The sequence below is a fragment of the Pseudomonas halotolerans genome (genome assembly GCF_039581215.1).
GTDB lineage: Bacteria > Pseudomonadota > Gammaproteobacteria > Pseudomonadales > Pseudomonadaceae > Aquipseudomonas > Aquipseudomonas tehranensis.
In genome coordinates this window covers 119554-143874 of sequence record NZ_JBCNTJ010000002.1, presented here as the reverse complement: position 1 = coordinate 143874, position 24321 = coordinate 119554, and the positions used below count along the sequence as shown (strand labels likewise).

Here is a 24321-nt window from a genome sequence, read left to right as displayed (position 1 = left end):
TGGACCAAGATAAGCCTCAGCACTGTCGCGAACAATCAGGCTAATATCGGATGAACTGATGCAGGAATTAGCACAATGCAGAAATCCGGGCTCCTCGAACTTAACGCCGTCGTCGCAGTTTCTACTCATCGCAACTTTCGTCGTGCGGCCGTGGAACTGGGAATGTCGCCATCAGCACTCAGTCATGCTATCGCAGCACTGGAGAAACGCCTTGGCGTGAGGTTGTTCCACAGAACCACGCGAAGCGTTTCTCTGTCTGAAGCCGGGGAGCAATTTCTGGTTCGTGTGCAGCCCGCTCTGCGTGATATTTCCGCGGCAATGGAGGCGGTAAGCGAATTCCGCGATACACCGGCGGGAACCCTACGCCTGAACACCTCCGAAGGTGCTGCGCAAATGGTGCTGACGCCAGTGGTACTGGAGTACCTAAGGCGTTATCCAGACATGCGGGTAGACATCGTTACCGATAGAAGTCTGGTTGACATCGTTGCTGGTGGATTCGACGCCGGCATACGGTTGGCGGAAAGCGTTCCGCAGGACATGATCGCCATTGCGATCACTCCCCCGCTCCGTTTTGCGGTGGTGGCTTCCCCTCAGTACTTCGCGAAATGCAAAAAACCAAAGGTTCCGGCAGACCTGCTCGCACACAACTGCATACGCGTGCGCTTCCCAAGTGGTTCGATCTACAAATGGGAATTCGAGAAACGCGGTGAAGAGCAATCGGTGGACGTCAGCGGGTCGTTGACGCTCGACAGCCACCACTTGATGTTAGAGGCTGCTTTGCAAGGCGCCGGCATAGCCTGGACCAATGATTTCGCCGCTTCTGCCCATATTGCGTCCGGAAGCCTCATCCGCGTACTGGAGGACTGGACCCCTTCATACCCGGGGCTACGCCTTTACTATCCTGCGAATCGCCATATGCCAGCGGGACTCAGGGCTTTCGTCAACGTCGTCCGTGAGATTCTGTCGGAGAATTCGAAGGCCCCCGCAGGGCCCTGATTTATTTGTTCAGCCAAGCTTCTACGGTCGCAGAGACGTGCTTCGCCTTCCATTCTTTCATTTCCATCTGTGCTCAAGCGCGCGAGACAGCGGGCTAGGCATTTCGCGCAGGAAATCGGAAAAAGGTCGGACAGCAACTGTTTGATGACTACTTGTAAGGGGTTGTTCAGCCCAAATCACGCCGTAGCGGGAGAGGATTCGAATCATCTCGCTACGTTGATAGGTACCTCGCTCGGCCAACGCGGCAACTTCTCGGAAAGCGCCTTCAACTGCGCCAGGCCAGAGTACTGCACCAACGATACTCGGGTTTGATCCGACTTGATGGATGCGGTGCGCAATTCCCGGCTCAAGTTGTATGGCATCGCCCTCGTGCAGCAATGCAATTCTTTGTCGACCAATACGAATATCCAGCTCCCCTCTTAGCGCCACTACAAGCTTTGTTTCGTGACTATGCATCAACGGCAGGTTGTGAGCATGCACGGGCAACTCGAAGCGCATAGCAGTACCTGCTCCACCGACGCTGGCCTCATTCACATCAATCCAAACCCAGTAACCGCCAGGAATCAGCTGTATGGCTTCCGAGTTTTCAACGTTCATGAGCACTCCGATTTAAACCTATAGGTAGGGCTTATGCGAAGCATTGTTTATCGGTCTTGGACGCTATCGAGCAAACGGCAGAACATGGCGCCACACCCAGCAACACTCATCCAACAACGTTTACTCAAGTATCCGATAGGAGCAACACCATGCAACAGTCCCACGCTTACAACGACACCAGCCTCGAACTGACCGCTAGTATTCTAGACGCCAAAGCCCGCAAAAACCTGTCTTTCGAAGACATGGCAGAAGGCACCGGCCTCGGTCTGGCCTACGTGACCGCAGCCCTTCTCGGCCAGCACCCACTTCCAGAAACTGCCGCGAAAGTGATCGGTAAAAAACTGGACTTAGACGCCGACTCGGTAGCGCGCCTGCAAATCATCCCACTGCGTGGCAGCCTTTCGGGCGTCCCTACGGATCCTACCATCTACCGGTTCTACGAAATGATCCAGATCTACGGTACGACTTTGAAGGCCTTGGTCCACGAACAGTTCGGCGACGGCATCATCAGCGCGATCAACTTCAAGCTCGATATGAAAAAAGTTGAAGACCCTGAAGGTGGCCACCGGGCAGTGATCACCCTCGACGGGAAGTTCCTGCCGTTGCGTCCCTTCTAAGAAGGCGCCTGGAAATGTAATTCGGCCCGCACGCGTAGCGGGCCTGCTTCAACAAACTTACCCACTTCACCGACTCACCCAATCTAAATGGAGGATTCGTCATGAAAAAATTTCTGTTTCTCGCCCTGTCCCTGACAGCTTCGTTGTCGGCCTATGCACAGGAAGCTTCGGCTGCGCCAGAAGCCACTCCGTATGTCTATGGCATGCACTTGGATATTGCCAAGGTCATCAACATCACTGAAGCAGCAGACGTCTGCGGTCCAGTGCCCGTGCAAATGCAGTACAAAGATTCGCACGGTGAAACTCGCGTCCTTGAATACAGCGTGATAGGTCGCGGCTGCACTAACTGAAGTAACCCAACTTAACTACTTGCTAAAGGCACTCCCATGAAAGCGCTCATTGAAGGTTTGCTAAAGTTTCAGAAAGAAGCATTTCCGCAACGGACGGACCTATTCAAACAGCTGGCCACCACGCAGCATCCAGGCACGTTGTTCATCACGTGTTCCGATAGCCGCGTCGTACCAGAACTGTTGACGCAGCAAGAACCTGGTGAGCTGTTCGTAATCCGAAACGCAGGGAATATCGTGCCGTCGTATAGCCCCCACCCCGGCGGTGTTTCGGCGACGGTCGAATACGCAGTGGCGGTGCTCGGGGTGACCGATATCGTGATCTGCGGCCATTCGGATTGCGGTGCAATGACGACTGTCGCCAAGTGCAAATGCATGGATCACCTTCCTGCCGTCGCCGGTTGGCTGCAACATGCAGAGTCCGCAAAAGTCATCAACGAGTCTCGCGCTCACACCCACGACGCGGCAAAAGTAAGCTCAATGGTTCGGGAAAATGTCATCGCTCAATTGGCGAACATCCAGACTCACCCAAGCGTGCGCATTGCTCAGGAAAAAGGCTTGTTGAATTTGCATGGATGGGTCTACGACATCGAAACCGGATCTGTTGACGCTCTGGACTCTGATAATCGCAGCTTCAAATCGTTGGCACTGCACCCTGATACCTGCGCTGTACACGCTCGTGTAAAAAAAGCCGTCGCCTAAAATTGCCTAAACGAGGAGGATTCTTCATGCCTGAAATCATTATGTACACAACCAGCACCTGCCCTTACTGCCGTGGTGCTAAGCAGTTGCTTAACGCTAAAGGTATTTCTTATACCGAAATCGATGTGCAGTCAGTTGATCAGAAGGTCGAAATGATAAATCGCAGTGGCCGTCGCACAGTTCCGCAAATTTTTATCGGCGACTGGCATGTAGGTGGATTTGACGACCTCGCTCAACTCGCCCGTGAAGGCGATTTGGCTCAAGCGCTCAACCCGCGTCTCGCGGGATGAGCGATAGAGAAGGCATTCATGTCACAGATCCAAAACCAGGGGGGCGTCGCCCTCCTTGCTTTGCGCTGGCACTGCGCAGCAAATCAAGACTTCTCCTTGCGCTGGCATTTCAGCGGGCAAATTCAAATAATGCACCTCGCCACTAATCAATTTGGTACGACAAGTCCCACACGACCCGCCGCGGCAACTGAAGTCCGGATTCAGACCACGACTTTCAGCCAACTCCAACAAGCTGCCGTTGCCTGGCTCCCACCGCGCCTCTTTCGCAGAAGTCGCGAACAATACTTTTACCGGACTATTGGCTACCGGAACTTGTTCTACCGCCGGGGTCAACTGATCGCGTAACCGAACCAGAGTCGAAGGTCCGAACGTTTCAGCGTGAATGCGATCATCGCCGATGCGGAGTTCACGTAGCCCATCGTAGAGTGCCTGGGTGAACGCGCCGGGTCCGCACAAGTAAAAGTCATAATCATCCAGCGGCAATAGCGCCTTGAGTAAAGCGACATCCACGCGTCCAGCCAATTCGAAGTCTTCGCCCTCGCGAGCGTGCTGCTCCGGCTGACTCAAAAGTCGCAATGCGCGAATCTTGTCTTTCGCACGTGTCGCCAGCTCAAACAGCTCGTCCCGAAATGCCAGCTCCGCCAGATTACGCGCGCTCTGAATAAACCAGGTCGGCCGAGTGCGACGAATTCGCTCTCCTTCGTAGATCACTTCACGTAGCATCGACAGCAGCGGCGTGACCCCGACACCAGCGGCCAATAGAACCAATGGCCGATGCTCATCCGCCTTCACTGTAAATCGTCCCTGAGGGGCACGGGCTTCGATCAGATCCCCCAACCGAATCTGGTCGTGCAAGTACGACGAAATCAACCCATCGCGCTTGACGCTGATCCGAAAGAAGTTGTCAGAAGGTGCGCTCGACACGCTGTAAGTTCTGACCAGGGGAGGCTGCCCTTCAACCAGGCTAAACCGTACCGGTAAATGCTGGCCCGCCTCGAAACGCGGCAACCCCGCGCCATCATCAGGCTCCAGATAAAAAGAGCTGATGGTGCTGCTCTCTTCGACGATTCGGGTGACGCGCAGATGCCGCCATTGGTCGCGCAGCGCATCGGCCCGTAAGCGGCCTTCCGCTTTTTCCCAACTGCCGGTCATCAAACTGTTCGGTGAAAAACTTTCGAATACCCAGCGCAGCGCCAACACGGCTCGCCGTAGGACGACATGCTCCACCGTCAACGTCCAGAGTCTTTCGGCCCCTTGGAATGCAGCGATCTCCGGCCCCTCAAGAATAAGCTCCGTGCGCCCCGCTACTTGGAGCACATCACCTGACGAGAAATCGACAAAAACCAAACCGGCTTTAGGGTTGAGCAACAGGTTGCCCAATGTATTGAAATGCAGATTGCCTGCGAAATCGGGGATCGTCAGCACGTTGCCTTCTACCCTGACAAAACCTGGATTACCTCCGCGGTGCGAAACGTCAACCGAGCGCTTGGATGAGTCTCCTTCGAGGTCGACGTAGCTGGCGAGGAAGAACGTGTCGGCCTTGCGGATCATCTCTTTGGCCGCCTCGTCCAATTCGTGCAGGCGTTGCGCTACAACATCGGATGAGGAGCGCCCCACGCTGACCGGCTCGACACTTCGCAATTGGATGTACTGAGGACAGTTGCCAAAAGCGTGCACAACAGAAACGGCAACACCGTTAGATGAGACGGTGTTGATATTGCCGTTCATACGATTGCGCCTTCGGGTCTTCAAATCGATGCCAAGCAGCCCGACTGCGGCGCCCATACCCAAGGCAGGTTTGACTGGGTCGCCGTCCGCGGGGAGACGGTCAAGCTGCAAGCTACGTGGGTCGGGAGAGTGAACAAACCCTGGAGGGCCCTCGATCAACGTCGCCCAAGGGATGCCGTTTTGGTCGACCGCACCCACCACCAGATAAGGCAGTTGGCTGTAGAACGAACGATGCTGATCCGGCATGTAGTCGCGAACAACCTTTCGCCCAAAGTGCTCCATCTGCTGCGCCACGCCGACACTTTCTTGCAACTGCCGCTCACCAGCGTGCCAAGGTGAAGACCCTGGCCCATCCGTATTATTCATGATCACCTCTACGTATTCGTAAACAGGTGCAATTCACTCACTTCCCTGGCGTCCATCGATGCTTCATCGGCGAGGTGTTCCCTGCGCACCCACCGATACCATCAACACCGCGCCTTGCAGGCCGGAGCGTTACACGTATCTGCGAGACACATTGGCGTCCCGCACGCCTGTACATCATTCATTTCAGTCGCAGCGACGGCGTCGGCCAATAGTAATAGTCCAATGCATCGGATGGCTTTGACATCGGGCTAACCCCTGAACACGTCGAGGGGAAAATCAGGAGAGATATTCATCTGCGCTCTGCACTTTGGCGTATCCGAATTGCAAGGCCGCCATGAAGGCTGCGTGCACCAGAGCTGATGGAACTTTTACCTCATTAAACTCCAGATCATGAGTCGCGCACGCGTCGTGGATGACGGTTGTGGCATATCCGAAATCGTCAGAGGAGCGAGTTACGGCATCGATGCACATGTGACTCATATTCCCGACAACAACGACTTTTTTAACGCCCTGCTTCTCCAGCACCTCGCGCAGTTGTGTCTCGCGATATGGGTTCATAAAGTGTTTGACGATTACCCATTCGTCACCTTGATTGCGCACCTTCTCATGCAGTTGCGCACCAACGGAGCCAGGCACAAAAAAAGGAGCATCGGCAGCAGGCGTTTCGTGCCGAATGTGGATGACTGTGTCGCCTCGAACACGGGCCGATGCGAGGACGCGCGCAGCATTATCTGCCGCCGCGTCAACGGCATTGAGTTCCCATTTTCCACCGGAGAAATAGTCGTTCTGAATATCAACGACGATGAGTGCTGTGTCAGTCATACCATTACCTTTAGAAAGTCGATAAATAATATTAGAGAGGGCTACGTTACCTGCGGCGTCTCGTACCAATCCCGACCAGGTGTGGCGAAGCGCATTTTTTGGCGGATATAAGTCGCGTTTTCTATACTGGTTAGTTTTTCCAACAGCAAGAACGCAACTTCAGTGGCGGTGCCTGGACCGCTGGAAGTAATAATGTTGTCGTGAACTACGACAGGTCGATCTAGGAAGAGAGCACCGGATTGCACTAACTGGTTTTTCCGTTTTCCGCCCTCCTGGTGATACGTCGTCGCTTTCTTACCACGTAGCACGCCCGCCGCCCCCAAGCACACCGACGCCACACAAACACTGGCGACAGGTTTGCCGGCATCAACAAATTGGCGAATGGTTTCAAGAAAAGGCTCACTAAGAGCTTCCTCGTAGAATCCTGACGGCTCGAAACCACCCGGCAATGCCAGAGCATCAAAGCTACTGACGTCCAAATCGCTTAGTAGGAAATTGGGATTAAGCGTGAGCCCAAACGTAGTAATAATTTTTCTGCGAAGGCCTGCATTCACTAATTCAAGAGGAAAATCACCGAGCAAATCAGCCCAGCCGAGCACGTCGGTGAAAGCCGCCATTTCCATTGGTTCGACACCATTGGCTAACAGCATGAGTACTCGTTTCATCAGGTAGCTCCGCGGGTCCGGCGTTAGTGCTCAAAACGCATACTCCGCCTTAATCGCTTTGATGAGAACGAACACAAAACGCAATCCAATGTTTCGCCCGCTGAAATGCTGGAGGACCTTCGGTTTGTAGCAAACGCTGCGTCAGAAACGTTTCCGTGCATAGCACTCGATACCGGGACACATTCGGAACACACCTAACGGTTTAAATTTGCAGGCCTGACCTTAGCGGCCGCGATGATTACAGCCACCGCAGCGATGTCTGCGCCGGTCAAATCGGCTGTTGATGGTGTCCAACCCGCCAGCCTGATCGAAAAGGCAGCGAACGGCATATGAAGCCAGCCGGCGACCTCAGACTGGGCCGCCGAATTCTCAACGACCATCCGGCAACATTGCCGGATGGTCGCGCAGCCCCTCGACAATATGGTCGACAAAACTGCGCACTCTCATTGAAGCTCTACGCCCTTCCCGATAAACGACATGCACTGGAAGCGCTGGCAATTCGAAGGGTTGGAGGACCCTGCGTAATCGACCACCGTTCAAATAATCGTGGGCGGGATAACTCAGGCAGCGCGTCAGCCCCGCGCCGTGCGCTGCTGCATCAAGAGCTGCCTGCGCAGTGGTGCAACTGAGGCGTGATCGGGCCTTCACGGTGCTATGGATACCGTGTCTGGAAAAATCCCAACTGATTTTCTCTTTATAGGCTTGTATGCCAATCAATCGATGACTTTTGAGGTCTTCCGGCTCGGTAGGCACACCGTGTGATTCGAGATATGCGGGACTGCCACAAACGATCGTACGAACGTTGCCAACAGGCCTCGCGATCAGCGATGAACTCGGCAAGTGTCCAACCAGCACTGCCACGTCAAGACCTTCCTCGTTCATGTTCGGAAAACGGTCATGGTAATGAGCAAATACTTTCACTTCGGGATAGACCTCCATGTAATTCGCTAACAAAGGCGTCATCACATAGCGGCTGAAAAGAAGTGGAAGCAAAACGGTCAGATTGCCCTGGGCCTGAACATGAAAGCCTTTAGCGGACGCTTCTGCATCTTCGATTTCTTTGAGTATGCGGGAGCAATCGGCCATGAATGCCGCACCGGCCTCGGTCAACAACACTCCACGAGTACTTCGTTGCAGTAACGGTACTCCTAAACGCGCCTCCAACCTGGCAACCGCGCGAACTACCGTCGGGCCTGATACATTCAGGCGGCGCGCAGCCGCCGCCAGGCTTGGACGCTCCGATAGCGCTTCGAACATGAGCATTTCATGAAAGCGGTCCATCAAATCGTACTTTTCACAGTGGGTCTAAGCGCGGCATCAGCTCCCAAACGTTCTGTGAGGAAATCCACAAATGTACGTACCTTCGCTGGTACGCGATTGCTTTTAAGGTAAACGACCTGGATGGGCAATGCGGGCGGTTCAAAATCCTGGAGTACCACTTCCAGTTCACCAGCAGCTACCTGACTAGCCACTTGGTAAGACAACACCCGTGTCACTCCCCAGCCTAAGCAGGCAATATTGATAGCAGCTTGATTGGCTGTCACGATCAACTGCGGGTCGAAACGAAAGCTCAATGCATTGCCGTCATTTTCAAATTGCCAATCGCTTAACAAATGGCTGGCGGAAGACATTACGATTTTGGCAGAACCTAATTCGCCGGGGTGGCGGGGTCTGCCGAACGCCTCGAAATACTTGGGGGCGCCACAGATTACCTGGCGCACCTCGCCAACGTGGATACCGTGCTGATTATTCTCGTGCAAATGGCCAATACGGATCGCCACATCGATACCTTCATCAACCATGCTCGTCACGCGGTCAACCAGTAACGCATTGAGATGTACAGAAGGGAATTGATCCAAGTACTCAGCCAACAAAGGCGCAATGTACAACTCACCGAAAAGCACGGGAGCTGTCACCGTCAGATGCCCACATGGAATTGAGTAGCTGCCGGCAGCAGCTTCCTCCGCTTCATTGACCTCACCGAGTATTCGCCGGCAATCATCCAGGTACCGTTGCCCAGCCTCAGTCAAGTGCAAGCTACGAGTTGTGCGTGAGAGCAACTGAGTGCCGATGCGTTCCTCCATAGCAGCAATGGCACGGGTAACGCTGGGGGGAGAAATATTCAAACGACGGGCGGCGGCCGCAAAACCTTCTTCTTCGGCCACCGTTATGAATATCTGCATTTCCTGAAAGCGATCCATTGGCGACTCTGCCGTGATGTAGGGACAGCAAGATCTGATCGCGAGAGCGAGCAGACATCAATGCAAACAATGTCGCCTAGAGCGACTGGTACAGACCTTAGCCAGATGCCTGGTGCGACAGGCAAAAAATCGAAGAGATCGTAGTTGCATTAGCGAAGCCTACCCGGAGTTTTCCCCGGGTAGCTCCGACGGTTGGATCAAGCTTGCTGCAAGCCCTTGGCAGTACGCTGCATACCTACGAAATTTGGCAATGCCTCAATACTGCTCAACCAGGCACGAACGTTAGGATAGTCAGTCAGCGCAACATTACCTTCTGGGGCGTGGGAGACGTAGGTGTAGGCTGCGACATCTGCAACGGTCGGTTTGTCGCCAGCCAGGAATTTACTTTTACCCAACTCTTGCTCCATTACCGTCAGCAGGGTGTGGGACTTGCTGATCGCATCCTCTGCATTGTAACCGGCACCGAACACAGTGATCAGTCGAGCGGTGGCGGGGCCTGAGTTGATCTGCCCGGCGGCAACTGACAGCCAGCGTTGTACTTTTGCTTGCGCGACGGGATCACTGGGCAGCCACTCGCCGTTGCCGTATTTAGCTGCGAGATAGACCAGAATGGCGTTCGAGTCAGCTAGAACGGTGCCGTTATCATCGATCACCGGTACTTGGCCGAAGCTGTTGAGCGCGAGGAATTCGGGCATTTTGTGCGCGCCCTTCATCAGATCCACAAATATCAACTCTGTTGGCTGGCCGAGCAGTGAGAGCATCAATTCGACACGATGCGCGTGGCCAGACAATGGGTGGCGATAAAGCTTGATGGGTTGTTGAGACATGACGTACTCCGGTTGTTTTTGGATTCGACCCGGTGATCGTGTCGATGGAGTCATCTTGCTCTTCCCTACCAAGGCAGAGGAATGACCATTATTTACAATCCAGCATTTCACTGGGCGTAATGGTCTGCGCTCTATTCTCAGTCCATTACCGCGGATCCCAGCATCAAATTCATGAACGCGACCGATGCTGCACTGTGGTAGTTATTTTTTCGCCTTAGAATCGACACGCCACGTTGAGGCGCCTTGTCGAGCAAGGCCAGCTTGTGCAGAGCGCGATCCTGCGTGGCTATGGGTTCAGGAAGAATGGTAGCGACCGCCGTGTTTCGGATGACTTCAAGCAACGTGTTTACGGAGTTGACCTGAATCGTCACCTTTGGCGTGATTTTCGCCTTGCTGAAGTACTCATCGATACAAATGCGCGTAGCGAAGTCAGGGGTCAGCAAAGCAAAATCCAGCTGAGCTAACTGGCCCGTCGTAAGTGCATCCTGGCAGTCATAGAGTGGGTGAGCGCGCCCAACCATCAGACCGAGTGTCTCGACGAAGACCGGGATTGATTCGATATCGGCGTTTCTCACTTGGTCAAATGCAACAGCTATATCCAACGAGTCATCGACCAATCCCGTTTCGATGTCGCCCATCGACAGCTCGAAAATCTCCAAGCGAATGTTGGGGAATTGGGAGATGTAATCACGCACTAATGGACCTAAGACGTACGCCATGAAGGTTGGGGCCATGGCGAGCCTTAACGTGCCTCGGGACAGGTCTTTCACATCGTGCAATGCCCGCTTACCCGCAGCCAGTTCCACCAGAACGCGACGGGCGCATTCAATGTAGGCCAGGCCCGCATCTGTGGGTCTGACAGTCCGAGATGATCGATCAAAAAGGCTAACGCCAAGCGAATCTTCCAACTGTCGTATCTGCTGGGAAAGCGTCGGCTGGGACACATGAAGGACTTCTGCGGCTCGGGTAAAGCCACCGTGGTCAGCTACCGCCAACAGATACCGCAAATGTCTTAGGAGCATCGGATCACCGAAAGGTTGGGCTCATATTGCAGTGTATATCGGACTCTGCGCAGCGGTTGGCTGAGCCGCTATAAGCTGATTATTCTCAACACAGCCTGCCAACATGCATAGGGCTTTTCCGGCAAATACCGCTGACGCGAAGGCGCCACGAGCCGTATGCAGTAGTTCCGCACGGTACGGATCTGTACGTGGGAAGTGACAGGTGACTGCAATTCCTGCCGCGACCGATAGGCTTGCCCATGCAGTCGTCTCAAGATTCGACACCTGGCTCACACTCCGAAATGGCAGCGTCTAAATAGGGTGAGGAGACAACTGAAAAATTACAGCGCTGGTCTATAACACATTTTTCTTACTACTAATCCATTTGCAAGGCCTTTTCCATTCCACCTGGCTAGATGAAAGCTCAGAAATTATGGCATTCACAAGCGCCTTGTTACTAGGAAACGGCAGATATAAACCTACTACGCGCGGATAAACGTGAGTGTCATCAGAGTACAACAAGGTTTTAATTGAAGCCGTTGCTATCAGCGCGTTCTGAGCTGTAGTGGCATTTAATTCACTTTGCATTGGAAGTGCGCTAGAGACAGCCTTCCCATTCACCCCTAAAGTTTGTACTACCAGACTCCCTTTGAGATTATTTGCTTGAGACTCAAGACCAATAGCTCCGATGCCTGAGATGTTCGCAGACTTACCCGTTACCTCAACGTTAGATATGATCCTGATACCTATGCCGACGTATACAGGGATATTGTAAGCATAGTAATCGAAGGGTGGCTCCTTACCGACCTCCGATCGCTTTACAATAAATTTCTCACTCCGCCTTTTGAAATTAAGAGTCTTATTATCTATTGTAGTTGAAAATGTCTCTTGGGCAGTCTCTGCAAGGGTTAGAGGCACTGATCTTGTTCCAGTAGGCTCTTGAGAGTTGGGCGTTGTAATTGAATACATCACCTGCCTAGTAATCCATACAGGCATATTTATTGTGTCTGCCGATATATAGTCAGCCGTGATTCTATATCTTTCTTGGCTCCCCCCTATTTTTCCTGCACCATAACTTATGGCTCCTTTAAGTGTTATATTTTCAACCACCATGCGCACTGCATTGTCGGGCAAAGAAGATAGTATATCTTCATAAGCAGGAGTATCTAAGCCTTGCGGAATTAGCGCCGATGAAATATATCCAGAGTCGGCAGCTATTTCACTCGAAGATGTTTTTCGACAGCTATCACCAGGAATTGTAACAACCGGGAATGGATCAAGTGGTATATAAGTGAATCCGGAATTCTCCTCCCCTGCCGTTTGCGTACTTAAAACATTTGAACATCCGTATAAAACAGAGCACAAAATTGATAAAGCCATAGTTCTTTGCATGAAACAGCCCCTTATCATCATATGTTTTTTTGCTGACAGCCTCGTAGATATGGACAAGAATAGCTGAGTTTGGACAGAGTGCTGGTGGCCCGAAAATTTCGATTGGCCTCTCTGCATCTACTGGGTAGCGAAACATCGAACAGGCTAGCGAATCAATTAGCCTATAATGGTACCTGGCGTGCTTGCCTTGCGGAGGTACGCTCCCCGTTTTGGTAAGCCAGCATCAAATCTTTACTGATTCGAATCAAATTTAACCAACCGCCAGTGTTGAAGTTGAAGAAAAACGAACCAAGGCATCTGTAGCTATTTATCGACTACATATACATTGGAATGTTTTCTTCAACAAGATTGCGCCCTTGGAGTCCAAGAAACCAAGCGTCCAATAGTGCAACAGTGAGCATCATAAAAAATGCGTGCTGCGCAAGGCCGAGATCGAAAAATCTCTATTAACCTAGAAGCTTGTCCGTATAAGCCCCAGTAAAATTTTTAATGCTAAATCGACCGTCAGGGTCGTACGGCTGTCCTTCATCTTCGCTAACTATTCTCAATAAATGGTTATGATGATAAGCTGCAAGGAACTGCACAAAAGTATAGTTCCTTTCGCGCAAGCTGACGACCTCCCCCTGAAGCTTTAGTTTTTCAACTATTAGCTTCTCGAGGGTCGGCAGCATATACCACGGACAAGTAGGGAAACAATGGTGTGCAGTATGATACCCAAAATTTAAAATAAATAAATTCAGGAAGGGTAGCTTTCTCGCAACCGGAACAGAAAATGTATTCTGGATCTCGTAAAGCTTATCATTGCCTAACCCATCAGTATTAGGATCCACTTGCTGGTAAGAATGCTGAAAGCAGTCCACAAATCGTACAACATGTATTCGCACAATAGACGAGGCTAGCCATGCAAAAATAAGTTTAGTTGAAATCCAAACGAAAAATGTAAATATAGCTCCGTAAAAAAAACTGCTAGCGATTGCGCGACCAGCGCTGCGCCGGCCACCGCCTGCTATAGCACCGTATACGTTGGACACTTTTATTACATAATAACAGGACGGCAAATACAGCTTTTCAGACAAAACAACGACTTCGAAGAGTCTTGGATTGCGCTTGAAGAACCGCCCGCTATCGAAACCGGCCAGATCTATCTTTTCGGAATGATGGCGATTGTGATCTTTCCTATATTCCTCAAAAGAGAAATAAGAAAGCCCATTTAGTGCAGATAGGCATTCTCCTAGGAAGGTATTTATTCTTTTCGATCTAAATACGCTATTGTGAGCACAATCATGACTAAGATACCAAGCCCAAATTTTGGCGATAGCAATAAGACATATAGAAACTAACAGGGTTAGCGCGCCCGCGCTTAAGGCCAGAGCCCCCCCCGCCAAAGTAAAAGTCAAAATGGCAGTCGGAATCACTAGGGCTGGCAGAAGCCTCCTAACTTTAGCGACTGCTATAAGCTGTTTCTTTACATCTGTATCCTTGATGGCTCTCTGATATAAATTTGCATATACTATCGACATGTCAACACCTGCTGAGAGCAAAACTCAGAGAATCGTTTGCCGCGCTGAACTAGGTTAAGTTCAAAAACTCCGATACCAAAATGCTCTCCAAACCATTTGACTATAGCGTCGGTATTGAGACCATTCTTACAGGTATATGCATCAATACTTACAAACCCTATACCTGGAAAGGTATGCACACTAATATGACTCTCTTCGATTACTACAAATCCGGTCCACCCTCCGGGATCTTTCAAATTATTGCCCACTGCATAGTAGACCTCAGTAGTCGAAAGCTTCTTCATACCTAGAAGGCCTGGAAGCAGTTCGATGCTATTTCTGACATTCTCTTTATCATTTAGTCGGTCGTAATCAGCTTGATAACCGTCAATCATCAAGTGCTCACCAAAATTATTGCCCTCAGGATTTCCCTTCGGTATGATCATGCAGCGCCTCCTTGCTTTATAGTTAGTTTGTGCGTAAATCTTTCTTGCCCTCAAGCGCCTGTTCGACTTAATCGCTGTCGATGCACAAGATAATATCTGAGAACTTTGCAAGTAACACGATTGCGACAGCACGGCATCCGCCAAAACGGAATTATTTGATTCTGAGTTTAATGGCGACGCGATAGTAGCATCGCCCTACCTGGTATTAATAAACCTTGTTCATGGCTGCCGTAACAGCCTCAAAGAAATTCGACATCAAATAAGATAAAGAGAATCGTTGTGTTGACTCGAAGTCCCAGCTAAGGCTGCTGGTGGGTGATTCTCGGTTGGGTCGTTACGACTTGAGCAGGATTTATATGGGCGGAGGAATCAACTCCTACGCTCGACTTTTCACCTGAGTCTGCTTTGTATCCAATGAGCATAACTCCAATAATGCACAGAGATACGCCAGCTATATTTAAATATGACAGCCCTTCTTTTAGGAAAATCACACCGATGAACCCAAGAGCGATGTTAATTATGGCTCCGGTTACCACGTTACCTGTGCTCAGATCCCACCCGCTTCGATACATCATTAAGAATCCGATCTCCATCAGCAAGATGCAGAACGCTATTCCAACTTGAATCCAGCTCATTTGCTTCAAGCTAGCGAGCAACGTACCTCCCCCCATAAAAAAGGGCAGCATTAAAGTGGAGAGGATCACGATGGCCACATAGATACCGACGATGGAAACCAAAGGATTGATGGTGGAGGGAAGTTTTTTCATTAGCATGTGGTATCCCACAGTGCCTAGGATCGCTACTGCTGCAGACAGATAGAATGCAATATAGTTTTTATCGATCATTTTCAATACTCCTCTGCTGTTTCGAGCGTGCGAAAGGTGGTTGTTTCGAGAAACCGTCGATCCATGTATTCGCCAGCCACAATAGCTTCGTATTTTGCAGGACTCTCTTTTGAGCAACAGCTTGGTAAACACTCAACAGAGGCGGTAAAGTCAGGATCCATGAAAAATGCCGCCGAGTGCCTTATTTTTCCGGTAGTATTTATCACTCTGTGCATCGTCGCCTTATAGCGTTCATTTGTCCAAAGCGACATCAAATCGCCAACATTAACGACAAAGGAATTTGGGATAGGCTTGACCGACATCCAGGAACCATTGGATTTTTGTACTTCCAGCCCTCCCGTATCGCTTTGAGCTATCATCGTAATCCAACCAAAGTCGGTATGCTCACCGGCCCCAATAGCCCCACCCTCCATATAAGAGATGGATGGATAGCGTAATATCCTAAGCTGAGCCATGGGCTTTATAAACTTATCATCAAAGTAATCGATCGGCATATTTAGCGCCAAGGCGAATACCCTCAACAAGCTTTTTCCTAACATCAGCATCTTGGCATGATATTCCGTCATCACGCTTTTAAATTCGGGCAGTTCTACTGGCCAAACATTTGGCCCATAAAAGGGTAGCTTTGCCACTACATACGGATCATCAAGAGCCAAGTCCGACGCCATATCAAATCCTTCTTTGATATCGCCTAAGACGCCGTCTGACTTATCAGCACCCTCGCTGAAGTAGCCGCGCATATATGGCGACTTATGAATTTCTATCCTTTCCTTCGAGCCCGGAGAAAGATCAAAAAAAGATTTCATCTGCAAAAACATATTTGAAACCAGTTCATAGTCGACACCGTGATTTATCACAGTAAAAAATCCAATTTCTCTGAGGGCCTCGTCAACATCTTTGACCAAGCGTACGGGTATCGGATTACCAGGCCGCAATCCATTCAGGTCGATGATCGGAATATTATCTGACATAGAAGCCTCATTGATTTCTTTAGAGATCCATACATTGATGAGCCTGATCCGCCAGCAAGCCGCATTAGCCCGACCACGTTTAATATGTTTTTGCCATGTTTCTTATCATGGCCGTGCCAGCGTTTCGCCCAAGCGAAAGGGGCAGCGACACTGATCCGATTGACCGAACAATAAGCTGCTCGAAAGCCAACCGGTTGATGAGTTGATTTTTCGGATCTATCAAAACGAAAGCAAATAATATAAAGTAAGTCAGACTTAATTTTTTTGACGAGGGGAGGAATCTACAATGTTCGCAAAACTACCACTGACAGCTCTCCGAGCGTTTGAATCAGCGGCTAGACTCGGTGGTTTCAAAGCTGCCTCTGAAGAATTATTTGTTACACCTGCGGCGGTCTCTCACCAAATCAAAACCCTTGAGGGCTTTCTTGGCGATCTGCTGTTTGATAGAACAACCCAGGGTGTGAAGCTCACCGCCAGTGGTGAAAGACTTTACTCCAATGTACATCTGTCGTTTTTAGACATGAGTCGTAGTATTGCTTCATTGAAGCCTCCTTCCGACTCACAAGCCCTCCGAGTTTCAACTACACCTGCCTTCGCGGCACTATGGTTGATTCCTCGGCTTGGAGACTTCTATAATAAGCACCCCGAAATTCACGTAAGTGTTGAGGCCAGCAATGAAGTTGTCGACTTACTTCGGGATTCAACTATGGATATGGCAATCCGCTGCGGCTTTAAAGACTATCCAGAACTGTTTAGCAAATCGCTTATGGTTGAAGAATTTGGCGTATTTACCCAGACCCATTGGAAACTGGAAGACGTAGGTTCTTCTCTCAAACTTATAGATATCAGATGGGGAACTCCCTCCCCGGCCTCGATAGATTGGGCATTGTGGTGCTCTGCTGCCAAGCATGAAGACTGGCTCGCAAAAGCGATTTATAGAAAATACAATGATGAACACTTTGCCCTTCAGGCTGCTATATCCGGGCATGGCTTGGCGCTCGCAAGCACCGTTTTAGTGGCAGACTACGTAGAAAACGGTTTACTGATTCCCTATCGTCCTGAAATCAAAATACCAGGCGCACGATATTCAGCTGTATGCGTTCCTGGACGAGAACGCCTGTCGCCGGTCAAAGATTTTTTAGATTGGATAGTCGCAGCGACTGGGGATTTCAGACAAGGCGGTTAATTGGATCGGTGTGCAAGAGGTTCACAGTGCGCTCACACCAAGTATTCGCACCTCCGAATATTGCGAGATGTGCTCGAGAAGGAAACTCTGAAAAAGACTTCCTGATTTGGCAAAATTTCCGGACACCAGTCGCCGCACCTTTCGATAATGAAACAGATGACCTTCGCCGACGCCGAGTACGCCGGCAAGCGCAAACAGACCCGCAAGGAATTGTTCCTGATCGAGATGGATCAGGTGGTGCCCTGGAAGGGTTTGATTGCCTTGATCGAGCCGTACTATCCAAAGGGCGAAGGCGGTCGCCCGACCTATCAACTGATGGCGATGCTGCGCGTGCACTTGATGCAGAACTGAGTACTGCCGATATTTTTAGCCTTCGGACACGCCCAAGCGGAAACGCCAAAAATGCAGTCCCGCCAAGTGACGGTCGATGGAATAAATATTACCTATCGAGAAAAGTGCCCCGAGTGGACGCCGCTCTGGCACCTGGGTTAGCTTTCGTATCCGTTTATATTTTGGGCTCCACCACCATGACTGATCGTCAGATCATTGTTCCAGATGGCATGAGGTTGCTCTGCGAGCATGCTGGTTATGCACCAGCGGTAAAGGTAGGAAAAACTCTTTACTGCGCTGGTCAGGTAGGCCGGACGCCGGAATTATCAGTTATCGAAGACCCCGAGCAGCAGTTTTTGGCAGCATGGAACAATCTCCGGCTCGTCTTGGAAGCCGGTGGCTGCGAATTTGAAGATGTCGTCGAAATGACAACTTACCACGTTGACATGCACCGCCACATGCCAGTTTTTAGACGCGTGAAGGATGCAGTCTTTCCCAGGAGCACTTGTGCATGGACATGCATAGGTGTCGATGAACTGGCTCGACCCGGCCTTCTCGTGGAGATCAAATGCGTCGCGGTAGAGCGATAACGTTTCTGATAGGCACCTGAACTGGCGCAAGGGGTAGCTGGACATTTTGTTATGGACACCCGGCTGGAAGATGTCACGAATCTCACTCGAAAATTCCTGATCAAGCAAAAATGAAAAAAGCGCATCCTGATCAGATCAGGGTGCGCTTTATGTTCCTGCTCAACCCTATCGTTTAACCGTTAAATCGATCTGCGTCATACGACTGCGGATAGTAAATACTCCATCTCCCGAGAGGATGGCACTACGGGCAAAAAGGCGCCCGTTCTCCCAATTTGAAAGACCTAGCTCCGGCTTATTGAGCGCGTACTGACCGTCGACCCAGCGAGTAACCCCATTGCCTACAAACGGCGCATTGACTGCATTGAAGAATCGCTCTTGCGCTTGATCGTCTTCACTGATCAGAGACACTGTAAATTTCGGACTGTATTGATTGAACAGCCCCACCGCGGCATCAATATCATCGATGATCTTCAGACTGACCTCTGGAGTCTCCTCCCACTCCCACTCACGGCCCAACTGATCTTCCGGCAGCGACTCCACCTGCGCTTCATCTTGGTAGCCTTCGGCGCGGTAGACCGCGACGGTAGCGGCTTGCCAGTCCAATGGAACAAAAGACTCACTTCCTTCAACGATGTGCAATTTGCAACTTTGGCCACGGGCTGCACCAGCCTGCCGCAGTGCGGCAAGAAACAGCGGCACCAGCTCGGCTGCGCGATCACGGTGAATCAGACAGACATTCAAGGTATTGCAAACCTTGCGGTCCAGGGAGTTGCGCACCACGGCGGCAAAACGCTTGGCGTCGGCATGTCGATCGGCAATTAGCCAAGCTCCGCCGGTACCATGCAGGCTAACGGCTGTGCCCGCTTGTTGGGCAATGCTGCCCAACTGACTGACGGCATAACCCGAACCTCGGGCTACGGCAAGTGACAAGCGCCGGTCGGCGAACATCGCCCAACCGGCAGCGTGATTGATGCTATCAACCAGCGACACCGCACCCGCGGGTAAGCCCGAATCCTTTAATGCTGGGTTCAGTGCATGTGTAACAATTGCTCTTGCGGTACCTAAGGCATCGCTCCCGATGCGAAGTACTGCTGTGTTGCCAGTGCGTAGCACGCCTGCAGCATCAGCGAAGACATTAGGGCGGCCTTCGAAGACGAATGCGACGATCCCGAGCGGGGAGACGACTTGTTCTACCTTCCAGCCATCATGCTCCACACAACTGATCACCCTTCCCCGTGACGCAGGTGCATCGCGCCAGGCTCGCAGCCCCGCGATCATATCCAACCGCATGCGCTCGTCCGCAAGCAAGCGTGTAGTGGAACGGCCACGAGCTTTTGCTCGTTCAATGTCAGCAAGGTTTGCTGCCTTGATCAATGACCAGCAATCAGGGTCTTCAAGGCGTAGCGCGAAAAGATCGAAAAACGTCGTTATCGCTTGATCCGACGTACCTGCCATCGCAGTAAATGCCATGTGCGCTTGCTCGATCGCAGCGCAAGCTGCTTGCTGATCAGCCACAGGGATCAGCAACAGTTCGCCACTGACTTGCTCTACCAGCAGATGGTCCCCGGGCTGGAAACGCGCGGCCAGTTCGGGGCTGACGACGGTGACACGACTACCAGCGTAAGGGATCTGTGTACCAGCGACTAGTTGTTCGAGCGCGAGAGACATGGAGCAGGTTTACCATCAAGAGGAGGCCGCAAAATGTATATGAATCGCCATCCTCCGTCACCTGCTACTCACCGCTGTACGGAGGGTAACGAACTCTTCTGCGGAGGTTGGATGAACGCCAATAGTGTCATCAAAAAGTCGTTTGGTGGCACCCGCCTTAAGCGCAATCGCCAAGCCTTGAATGATATCCCCCGCGTCCGGACCGACCATGTGGCAACCCAACACTCGATCGGATTCTGCATCCACTACCAGCTTCATCAGCGTCTGTTCTGGCGACTCGGTGAGAGTCAATTTCAGGGCTCGGAACCGGCTCTCGAACACCACCACTTTGTGGCCTTGCTCAATCGCTTGCTGCTCGGTGAGTCCTACCGTACCAATATTTGGCTGGCTGAACACAGCAGTTGGAATATGGCGATAGTCGACCGGTCGATACTGCTCAGGTTTGAACAACCGACGGGCAACTGCCATGCCCTCTGCTGTCGCAACGGGTGTCAACTGGACACCGCCAATGACATCACCCAAAGCCAAAATGGACGGTTCGCGAGTTTCGAAGTACTCATTCACGTCAATGTAGCCAGCCTCGTTGAATTCTACGCGCGTATTTTCCAACCCAAGGTTATCGAGCATTGGCCTACGACCAGTGGCGTAGAAGATGCTGTCAGTTTCCAGTTGCGTTCCATCCTTTAGCGTCGCGAGCAAGCTCCCATCGGCCTGCTTATCAATTTGGACAATGTCAGTGTTGAAATCTAATCGCAGACCGCGCTTAGTCAGCTCCTCGGCCAAATGAATACGTACTGATTGATCGAATCCTCGCAAAAACAAATCGCCTCGATACAGCAGCCGAGTATCGGCGCCTAGGCCGTTGAAAATGCCAGCGAATTCCACGGCAATGTAACCACCTCCGACCACCAGGATTCGCTTGGGCAGCGCTTCCAGGAAGAACGCTTCATTCGAAGTAATCACATACTCATGTCCCGGAATCTCCGGAATCTGCGGCCACCCGCCCGTCGCAATCAAAATCCGCTCAGCGCTGAAACGCTCGCCGTTTATATCGACATGGTTCGCATCTGCTAATCGCGCATGGCCTTCAAGCAACGTGACGCCGCTGTTAATCAAAAGCTTACGGTAGATGCCATTGAGACGATCGATCTCACGGTTCTTGTTCGCAATAAGCGATGGCCAGTCGAAACTCGCTTTGCCCGCTGTCCAGCCGAAGCTTTCGGCCTGTTCGAAGTCGTCAGCAAAATGGGCACCGTACACCAACAACTTTTTCGGAACGCAGCCGACATTCACACACGTGCCGCCTAAGTATCGACTTTCGGCAACCGCTACTTTTGCGCCAAAACCTGCTGCAAACCGTGCAGCACGCACTCCACCCGAGCCGGCACCAATGACAAATAGATCGAAGTCGTAGCTCATTTCAGTTCTCTGTAAGGAATGCACAGCACCCGGCTGACAATTTCATTTGAGGAATAACGACCGGAGCTTCAGCGAATGCATCAGTGAGGCACAAAGCCTCGAAAAAAAACTTTCGCCCGATTGCGGTTGGCACATATCAGTCATGCCTAATCCGCTGGTCTCACTCGCCAAGGCCCCCATGAACTGGGGAAGCAAAAAGCCCGCTTCGTACTCACGATTAAGCACGATTGAAGTATCCGGATAGGAGCCGCCAGGGCAGGATTGAGCAGTGCCAAACATTGGAATCTCCCAGCAATGGAGAACGCTGCGACAACTCCAGTGGTTGATCGCTTCTGGGAACAGTTTCACCAACAAATGGGGTTTAGAGAACGGACAGGGATGTCATGGCTTAATTGTGCAGGATGAAACAATGTTGCTGGGCTGGTCGGAACTCGCGGAGGAGCGTTACCGTTTCAACGTGGCCGAAATCGTGGGTGATACGCCAATTTGTCTCTGATCGCCTTGAGAGTTCTTTTCACGCTGGCTAACGAGCATCGGCACCTGTTCAAATGAAGATCAAACTCGGATCTTCCCTCCTGCCAGCTCACCGCAGAATCGCGGCCATTTCAAAACCCGGAACAGTAGATTGTCTTTTTTGGTCGTTCTCCCGAGTTTGTTTAGGGCAGAGCATGGCCACGCAGTGCATCGATTTGCAACCGACCGCAGAGGCATCAACCTGATGACGATTGTTTGTCTTCATAGAAGGCTCTTAATCGTCGCACAGACTTACTACGCGCCCACCCGAAAGGGAGGACTAGTTCTGTACCCGGCACAAATTGGTGGAATTGCGTCAACTTTCTTCCCACACAGGAACACTAGATGAACAAGTTATTCTCAGGTATGGCTCTCGCAGCGGCGATGATGACAGCCACCGCAGCGATGGCTGCGCCGGTCAAACCGACGGTGGTACTCGTGCACGGCGCTTTCGCCGATTCGAGCAGTTGGAATGGCGTCGTCAAAATTCTGGAAAAAGATGGCTACCCAGTGATCGCAGCCTCGAACTCGCTGCGCTCACTCAAAGGTGACGCGCAGTCCGTCGCCGACGTGCTCGCCAGCATCAAAACGCCGGTCGTGCTGGTTGGGCATTCCTATGGTGGTCCGGTCATCAGCGAAGCGGCTTACGGCAATGCCAACGTCAAAGCACTGGTGTATGTCGCCGCCATTGCACCCGAAGCAGGTGAATCCACCGCAGAGTTATCTGGACGTTTCCCCGGTGGCACGCTGGGCCCTACCCTCGCCCCTCCAGTAGCCTTGGCTGACGGCGGTAAGGATCTGTATATCCAACAAGATAAATTCCACGACCAGTTTGCAGCCGACGTTTCCAATGCAGACGCAAAATTGATGGCTGCCACTCAACGTCCCGTTACGGTTGCGGCACTCAATGAAGCATCCACAGAACCGGCTTGGAAAACTATTCCATCCTGGTTTGTCTACGGCGACGCTGATAAGAACATCCCAGCACAAGCCCAGGCCTTTATGGCTGAACGAGCACACTCCAAGCAGACCGTCGTAGTTAAGGGCGCGTCGCACGCTGTGATGGTGTCCAACCCGAAAGTCGTTGCCAGCCTGATTGAAAAAGCAGCAAACGCTAAATGACAACACGTGGCGGCTTTATGATGAGCCGCTTCATCGTTGAACGAGCATCCGGTCGTGTAACGGATGCTCACTTAAAGCCCGAGACGCCGCAATAGACAGAATAGCGAAGCCGACGTAGGAGTGTTATTCATTGCCTCCTCAGGCTGACTTCATCTTCACAAAATATTCGAAGTAACTGCCAGGCGTTCTTTATGTGGAGATCTTTGCCTCGGGGCCGGCGCACGAGCCAATAGGGTATCAACAACCGACTCGCGGGGACCGGTGCTGACAATTCTGAAGAGGAAACAGGCGTGAAAAATCGAGGAGTCACGCAAATGTCATGCACATGAAAAAGCCCAACCTTTGCAGATTGGGCTAAGTCATTGAAAAATATGGTCGGGACGGAGTGATTCGAACACTCGACCCCTAGCACCCCATGCTAGTGCGCTACCGGACTGCGCTACGCCCCGACTAGGCGTGAATCTTGTTCCGTCTCTCAACGGAACGCTCAGGAATATATCGCAAGCTTTTGAAAACTGGAAGTATTTAAAGCAGAAATTTATTTCTTGAGCACCACCAGCACATCTTCAAGCTCGGCGATCATCTGGCGGATCATCTGTTTGTACTGGGTTGTATCGTCTTTGGCCTCATCCCCGGAGAGGCGCAAGCGCGCTCCGCCGATGGTGAACCCCTGGTCGTACAGCAGCGCGCGGATCTGGCGGATCATCAGCACGTCTTGGCGCTGATAATACCGGCGGTTTCCGCGGCGCTTGACCGGGTTGAGTTGAGGAAACTCCTGCTCCCAATAGCGCAGCACGTGTGGTTTTACCGCACACAGCTCGCTGACTTCACCAATGGTGAAGTAGCGTTTGCCCGGGATAACGGGTAGCTCGTCGTTATGACTTGGTTCCAGCATAAGCCTCAACTCGGGCCTTCAACTTCTGCCCTGGACGAAAGGTGACCACACGGCGAGCCGTGATCGGGATTTCTTCACCCGTTTTCGGATTGCGGCCAGGCCGCTGGCGTTTGTCCCGCAGGTCAAAATTGCCGAAACCGGACAATTTGACCTGTTCGTTGTCTTCCAGAGCGTGCCTGATTTCTTCGAAAAACAGTTCGACCAATTCTTTGGCCTCCCGTTTATTCAGGCCCAGCTCCTCATACAGACGTTCCGCCATCTCAGCTTTCGTCAGAGCCCCCATACG

25 protein-coding genes, 1 tRNA gene and 1 pseudogene are annotated in these 24321 nt (G+C 51.6%); 9 read left to right on the top strand and 18 right to left on the bottom strand.

Annotation, left to right across the window (positions count from 1 at the left end; all coding sequences use genetic code 11):
* Positions 1–75 precede the first annotated feature (75 nt).
* A complete protein-coding gene (locus tag AAIS01_RS03090) occupies positions 76–996 on the top strand; it encodes a LysR family transcriptional regulator (RefSeq protein ID WP_343467755.1) in 921 nt (306 codons plus the stop codon).
* A 57-nt stretch (positions 997–1053) separates the two neighbouring features.
* Here the strand turns inward: AAIS01_RS03090 and AAIS01_RS03085 are convergent, their stop codons facing one another.
* Positions 1054–1593 carry a cupin domain-containing protein gene (locus AAIS01_RS03085; protein WP_343467754.1) on the bottom strand — a complete coding sequence of 180 codons (540 nt, stop codon included), beginning with the start codon at positions 1591–1593 and terminating at the stop codon, positions 1054–1056.
* A gap of 149 nt (positions 1594–1742) precedes the next feature.
* Between AAIS01_RS03085 and cynS the strand changes: the two genes are divergently transcribed.
* The 4 genes from cynS to grxC all read left to right on the top strand — a co-directional run bounded on the left by cynS (position 1743) and on the right by grxC (position 3549).
* Complete coding sequence (cynS, locus tag AAIS01_RS03080; protein WP_343467753.1) at positions 1743–2210, top strand: cyanase; 468 nt, start codon at positions 1743–1745, stop codon at positions 2208–2210.
* A gap of 101 nt (positions 2211–2311) precedes the next feature.
* On the top strand, positions 2312–2560 hold the full coding sequence (locus tag AAIS01_RS03075) for a DUF2790 domain-containing protein (RefSeq protein ID WP_343467752.1): 249 nt from the start codon (positions 2312–2314) through the stop codon (positions 2558–2560).
* A 36-nt stretch (positions 2561–2596) separates the two neighbouring features.
* Positions 2597–3259, top strand: a complete 663-nt coding sequence (locus AAIS01_RS03070) for a carbonic anhydrase (RefSeq protein WP_343467751.1) — start codon at positions 2597–2599, stop codon at positions 3257–3259.
* 26 nt (positions 3260–3285) lie between these two features.
* On the top strand, positions 3286–3549 hold the full coding sequence (gene grxC, locus AAIS01_RS03065) for a glutaredoxin 3 (RefSeq protein ID WP_343467750.1): 264 nt from the start codon (positions 3286–3288) through the stop codon (positions 3547–3549).
* 21 nt (positions 3550–3570) lie between these two features.
* On the opposite strand, the gene AAIS01_RS03060 is transcribed toward grxC, so the two are convergent.
* The 12 genes from AAIS01_RS03060 to AAIS01_RS03005 all read right to left on the bottom strand — a co-directional run bounded on the left by AAIS01_RS03060 (position 3571) and on the right by AAIS01_RS03005 (position 16312).
* Positions 3571–5643 carry a 2Fe-2S iron-sulfur cluster-binding protein gene (locus tag AAIS01_RS03060; protein WP_343467748.1) on the bottom strand — a complete coding sequence of 691 codons (2073 nt, stop codon included), beginning with the start codon at positions 5641–5643 and terminating at the stop codon, positions 3571–3573.
* A 276-nt stretch (positions 5644–5919) separates the two neighbouring features.
* Positions 5920–6465: an isochorismatase family protein gene (locus tag AAIS01_RS03055; protein ID WP_343467747.1), complete on the bottom strand. Its 546-nt coding sequence runs from the start codon at positions 6463–6465 to the stop codon at positions 5920–5922.
* A gap of 41 nt (positions 6466–6506) precedes the next feature.
* Positions 6507–7130 carry a DJ-1/PfpI family protein gene (locus AAIS01_RS03050; RefSeq protein ID WP_343467746.1) on the bottom strand — a complete coding sequence of 208 codons (624 nt, stop codon included), beginning with the start codon at positions 7128–7130 and terminating at the stop codon, positions 6507–6509.
* Between the two features lie 369 nt (positions 7131–7499).
* The gene (locus tag AAIS01_RS03045; RefSeq protein ID WP_343467745.1) at positions 7500–8411 is read right to left on the bottom strand and encodes a LysR family transcriptional regulator; all 912 of its coding nucleotides are present in this window, start codon (positions 8409–8411) and stop codon (positions 7500–7502) included.
* Positions 8411–9331 carry a LysR family transcriptional regulator gene (locus tag AAIS01_RS03040; RefSeq protein WP_343467744.1) on the bottom strand — a complete coding sequence of 307 codons (921 nt, stop codon included), beginning with the start codon at positions 9329–9331 and terminating at the stop codon, positions 8411–8413. The genes AAIS01_RS03045 and AAIS01_RS03040 overlap by 1 nt, the downstream gene beginning before the upstream one ends.
* A gap of 197 nt (positions 9332–9528) precedes the next feature.
* Positions 9529–10158: a glutathione S-transferase family protein gene (locus AAIS01_RS03035; protein WP_343467743.1), complete on the bottom strand. Its 630-nt coding sequence runs from the start codon at positions 10156–10158 to the stop codon at positions 9529–9531.
* 137 nt (positions 10159–10295) lie between these two features.
* A complete protein-coding gene (gene cynR, locus AAIS01_RS03030) occupies positions 10296–11180 on the bottom strand; it encodes a transcriptional regulator CynR (RefSeq protein WP_343467742.1) in 885 nt (294 codons plus the stop codon).
* A 333-nt stretch (positions 11181–11513) separates the two neighbouring features.
* Positions 11514–12551: a hypothetical protein gene (locus tag AAIS01_RS03025; RefSeq protein ID WP_343467741.1), complete on the bottom strand. Its 1038-nt coding sequence runs from the start codon at positions 12549–12551 to the stop codon at positions 11514–11516.
* A 446-nt stretch (positions 12552–12997) separates the two neighbouring features.
* The gene (locus AAIS01_RS03020; RefSeq protein WP_343467740.1) at positions 12998–14071 is read right to left on the bottom strand and encodes a fatty acid desaturase family protein; all 1074 of its coding nucleotides are present in this window, start codon (positions 14069–14071) and stop codon (positions 12998–13000) included.
* Positions 14062–14496, bottom strand: a complete 435-nt coding sequence (speD, locus tag AAIS01_RS03015; RefSeq protein ID WP_343467739.1) for an S-adenosylmethionine decarboxylase — start codon at positions 14494–14496, stop codon at positions 14062–14064. Before speD ends, AAIS01_RS03020 begins: the two co-directional genes overlap by 10 nt.
* A 299-nt stretch (positions 14497–14795) precedes the next feature.
* On the bottom strand, positions 14796–15341 hold the full coding sequence (locus AAIS01_RS03010; RefSeq protein WP_343467738.1) for a hypothetical protein: 546 nt from the start codon (positions 15339–15341) through the stop codon (positions 14796–14798).
* A 2-nt stretch (positions 15342–15343) separates the two neighbouring features.
* Complete coding sequence (locus AAIS01_RS03005) at positions 15344–16312, bottom strand: isopenicillin N synthase family dioxygenase (RefSeq protein ID WP_343467737.1); 969 nt, start codon at positions 16310–16312, stop codon at positions 15344–15346.
* A 286-nt stretch (positions 16313–16598) separates the two neighbouring features.
* Between AAIS01_RS03005 and AAIS01_RS03000 the strand changes: the two genes are divergently transcribed.
* The 3 genes and pseudogenes from AAIS01_RS03000 to AAIS01_RS02990 all read left to right on the top strand — a co-directional run bounded on the left by AAIS01_RS03000 (position 16599) and on the right by AAIS01_RS02990 (position 18418).
* Positions 16599–17498: a LysR substrate-binding domain-containing protein gene (locus tag AAIS01_RS03000; protein WP_343467736.1), complete on the top strand. Its 900-nt coding sequence runs from the start codon at positions 16599–16601 to the stop codon at positions 17496–17498.
* Positions 17499–17645: 147 nt separating this feature from the next.
* A pseudogene (locus AAIS01_RS02995) lies at positions 17646–17846 on the top strand (transposase); the annotation flags it as partial.
* Positions 17847–18025: 179 nt separating this feature from the next.
* Positions 18026–18418: a RidA family protein gene (locus AAIS01_RS02990; protein ID WP_343467735.1), complete on the top strand. Its 393-nt coding sequence runs from the start codon at positions 18026–18028 to the stop codon at positions 18416–18418.
* Positions 18419–18583: 165 nt separating this feature from the next.
* Here the strand turns inward: AAIS01_RS02990 and AAIS01_RS02985 are convergent, their stop codons facing one another.
* Both AAIS01_RS02985 and gorA read right to left on the bottom strand, forming a co-directional pair.
* Positions 18584–20086 (bottom strand): aldehyde dehydrogenase family protein, encoded by a 1503-nt coding sequence (locus AAIS01_RS02985; RefSeq protein WP_343467734.1) that lies wholly within the window; start codon positions 20084–20086, stop codon positions 18584–18586.
* 57 nt (positions 20087–20143) lie between these two features.
* Positions 20144–21505, bottom strand: coding sequence for a glutathione-disulfide reductase (gorA, locus tag AAIS01_RS02980; protein WP_343467733.1), 1362 nt, complete (start codon positions 21503–21505; stop codon positions 20144–20146).
* A gap of 879 nt (positions 21506–22384) precedes the next feature.
* Between gorA and AAIS01_RS02975 the strand changes: the two genes are divergently transcribed.
* The gene (locus tag AAIS01_RS02975; protein ID WP_431191898.1) at positions 22385–23140 is read left to right on the top strand and encodes an alpha/beta fold hydrolase; all 756 of its coding nucleotides are present in this window, start codon (positions 22385–22387) and stop codon (positions 23138–23140) included.
* Between the two features lie 372 nt (positions 23141–23512).
* Here AAIS01_RS02975 and AAIS01_RS02970 read toward each other — a convergent pair.
* The 3 genes from AAIS01_RS02970 to ihfA form a co-directional block, all read right to left on the bottom strand.
* A tRNA-Pro gene (locus AAIS01_RS02970) sits at positions 23513–23589 on the bottom strand.
* A gap of 89 nt (positions 23590–23678) precedes the next feature.
* Entirely contained in the window at positions 23679–24035 is a 357-nt protein-coding gene (locus tag AAIS01_RS02965) for a MerR family transcriptional regulator (RefSeq protein ID WP_003179985.1), read from the bottom strand.
* On the bottom strand, positions 24016–24318 hold the full coding sequence (gene ihfA, locus AAIS01_RS02960; protein ID WP_002553164.1) for an integration host factor subunit alpha: 303 nt from the start codon (positions 24316–24318) through the stop codon (positions 24016–24018). Before ihfA ends, AAIS01_RS02965 begins: the two co-directional genes overlap by 20 nt.
* Between the last annotated feature and the right edge of the window lie 3 nt (positions 24319–24321).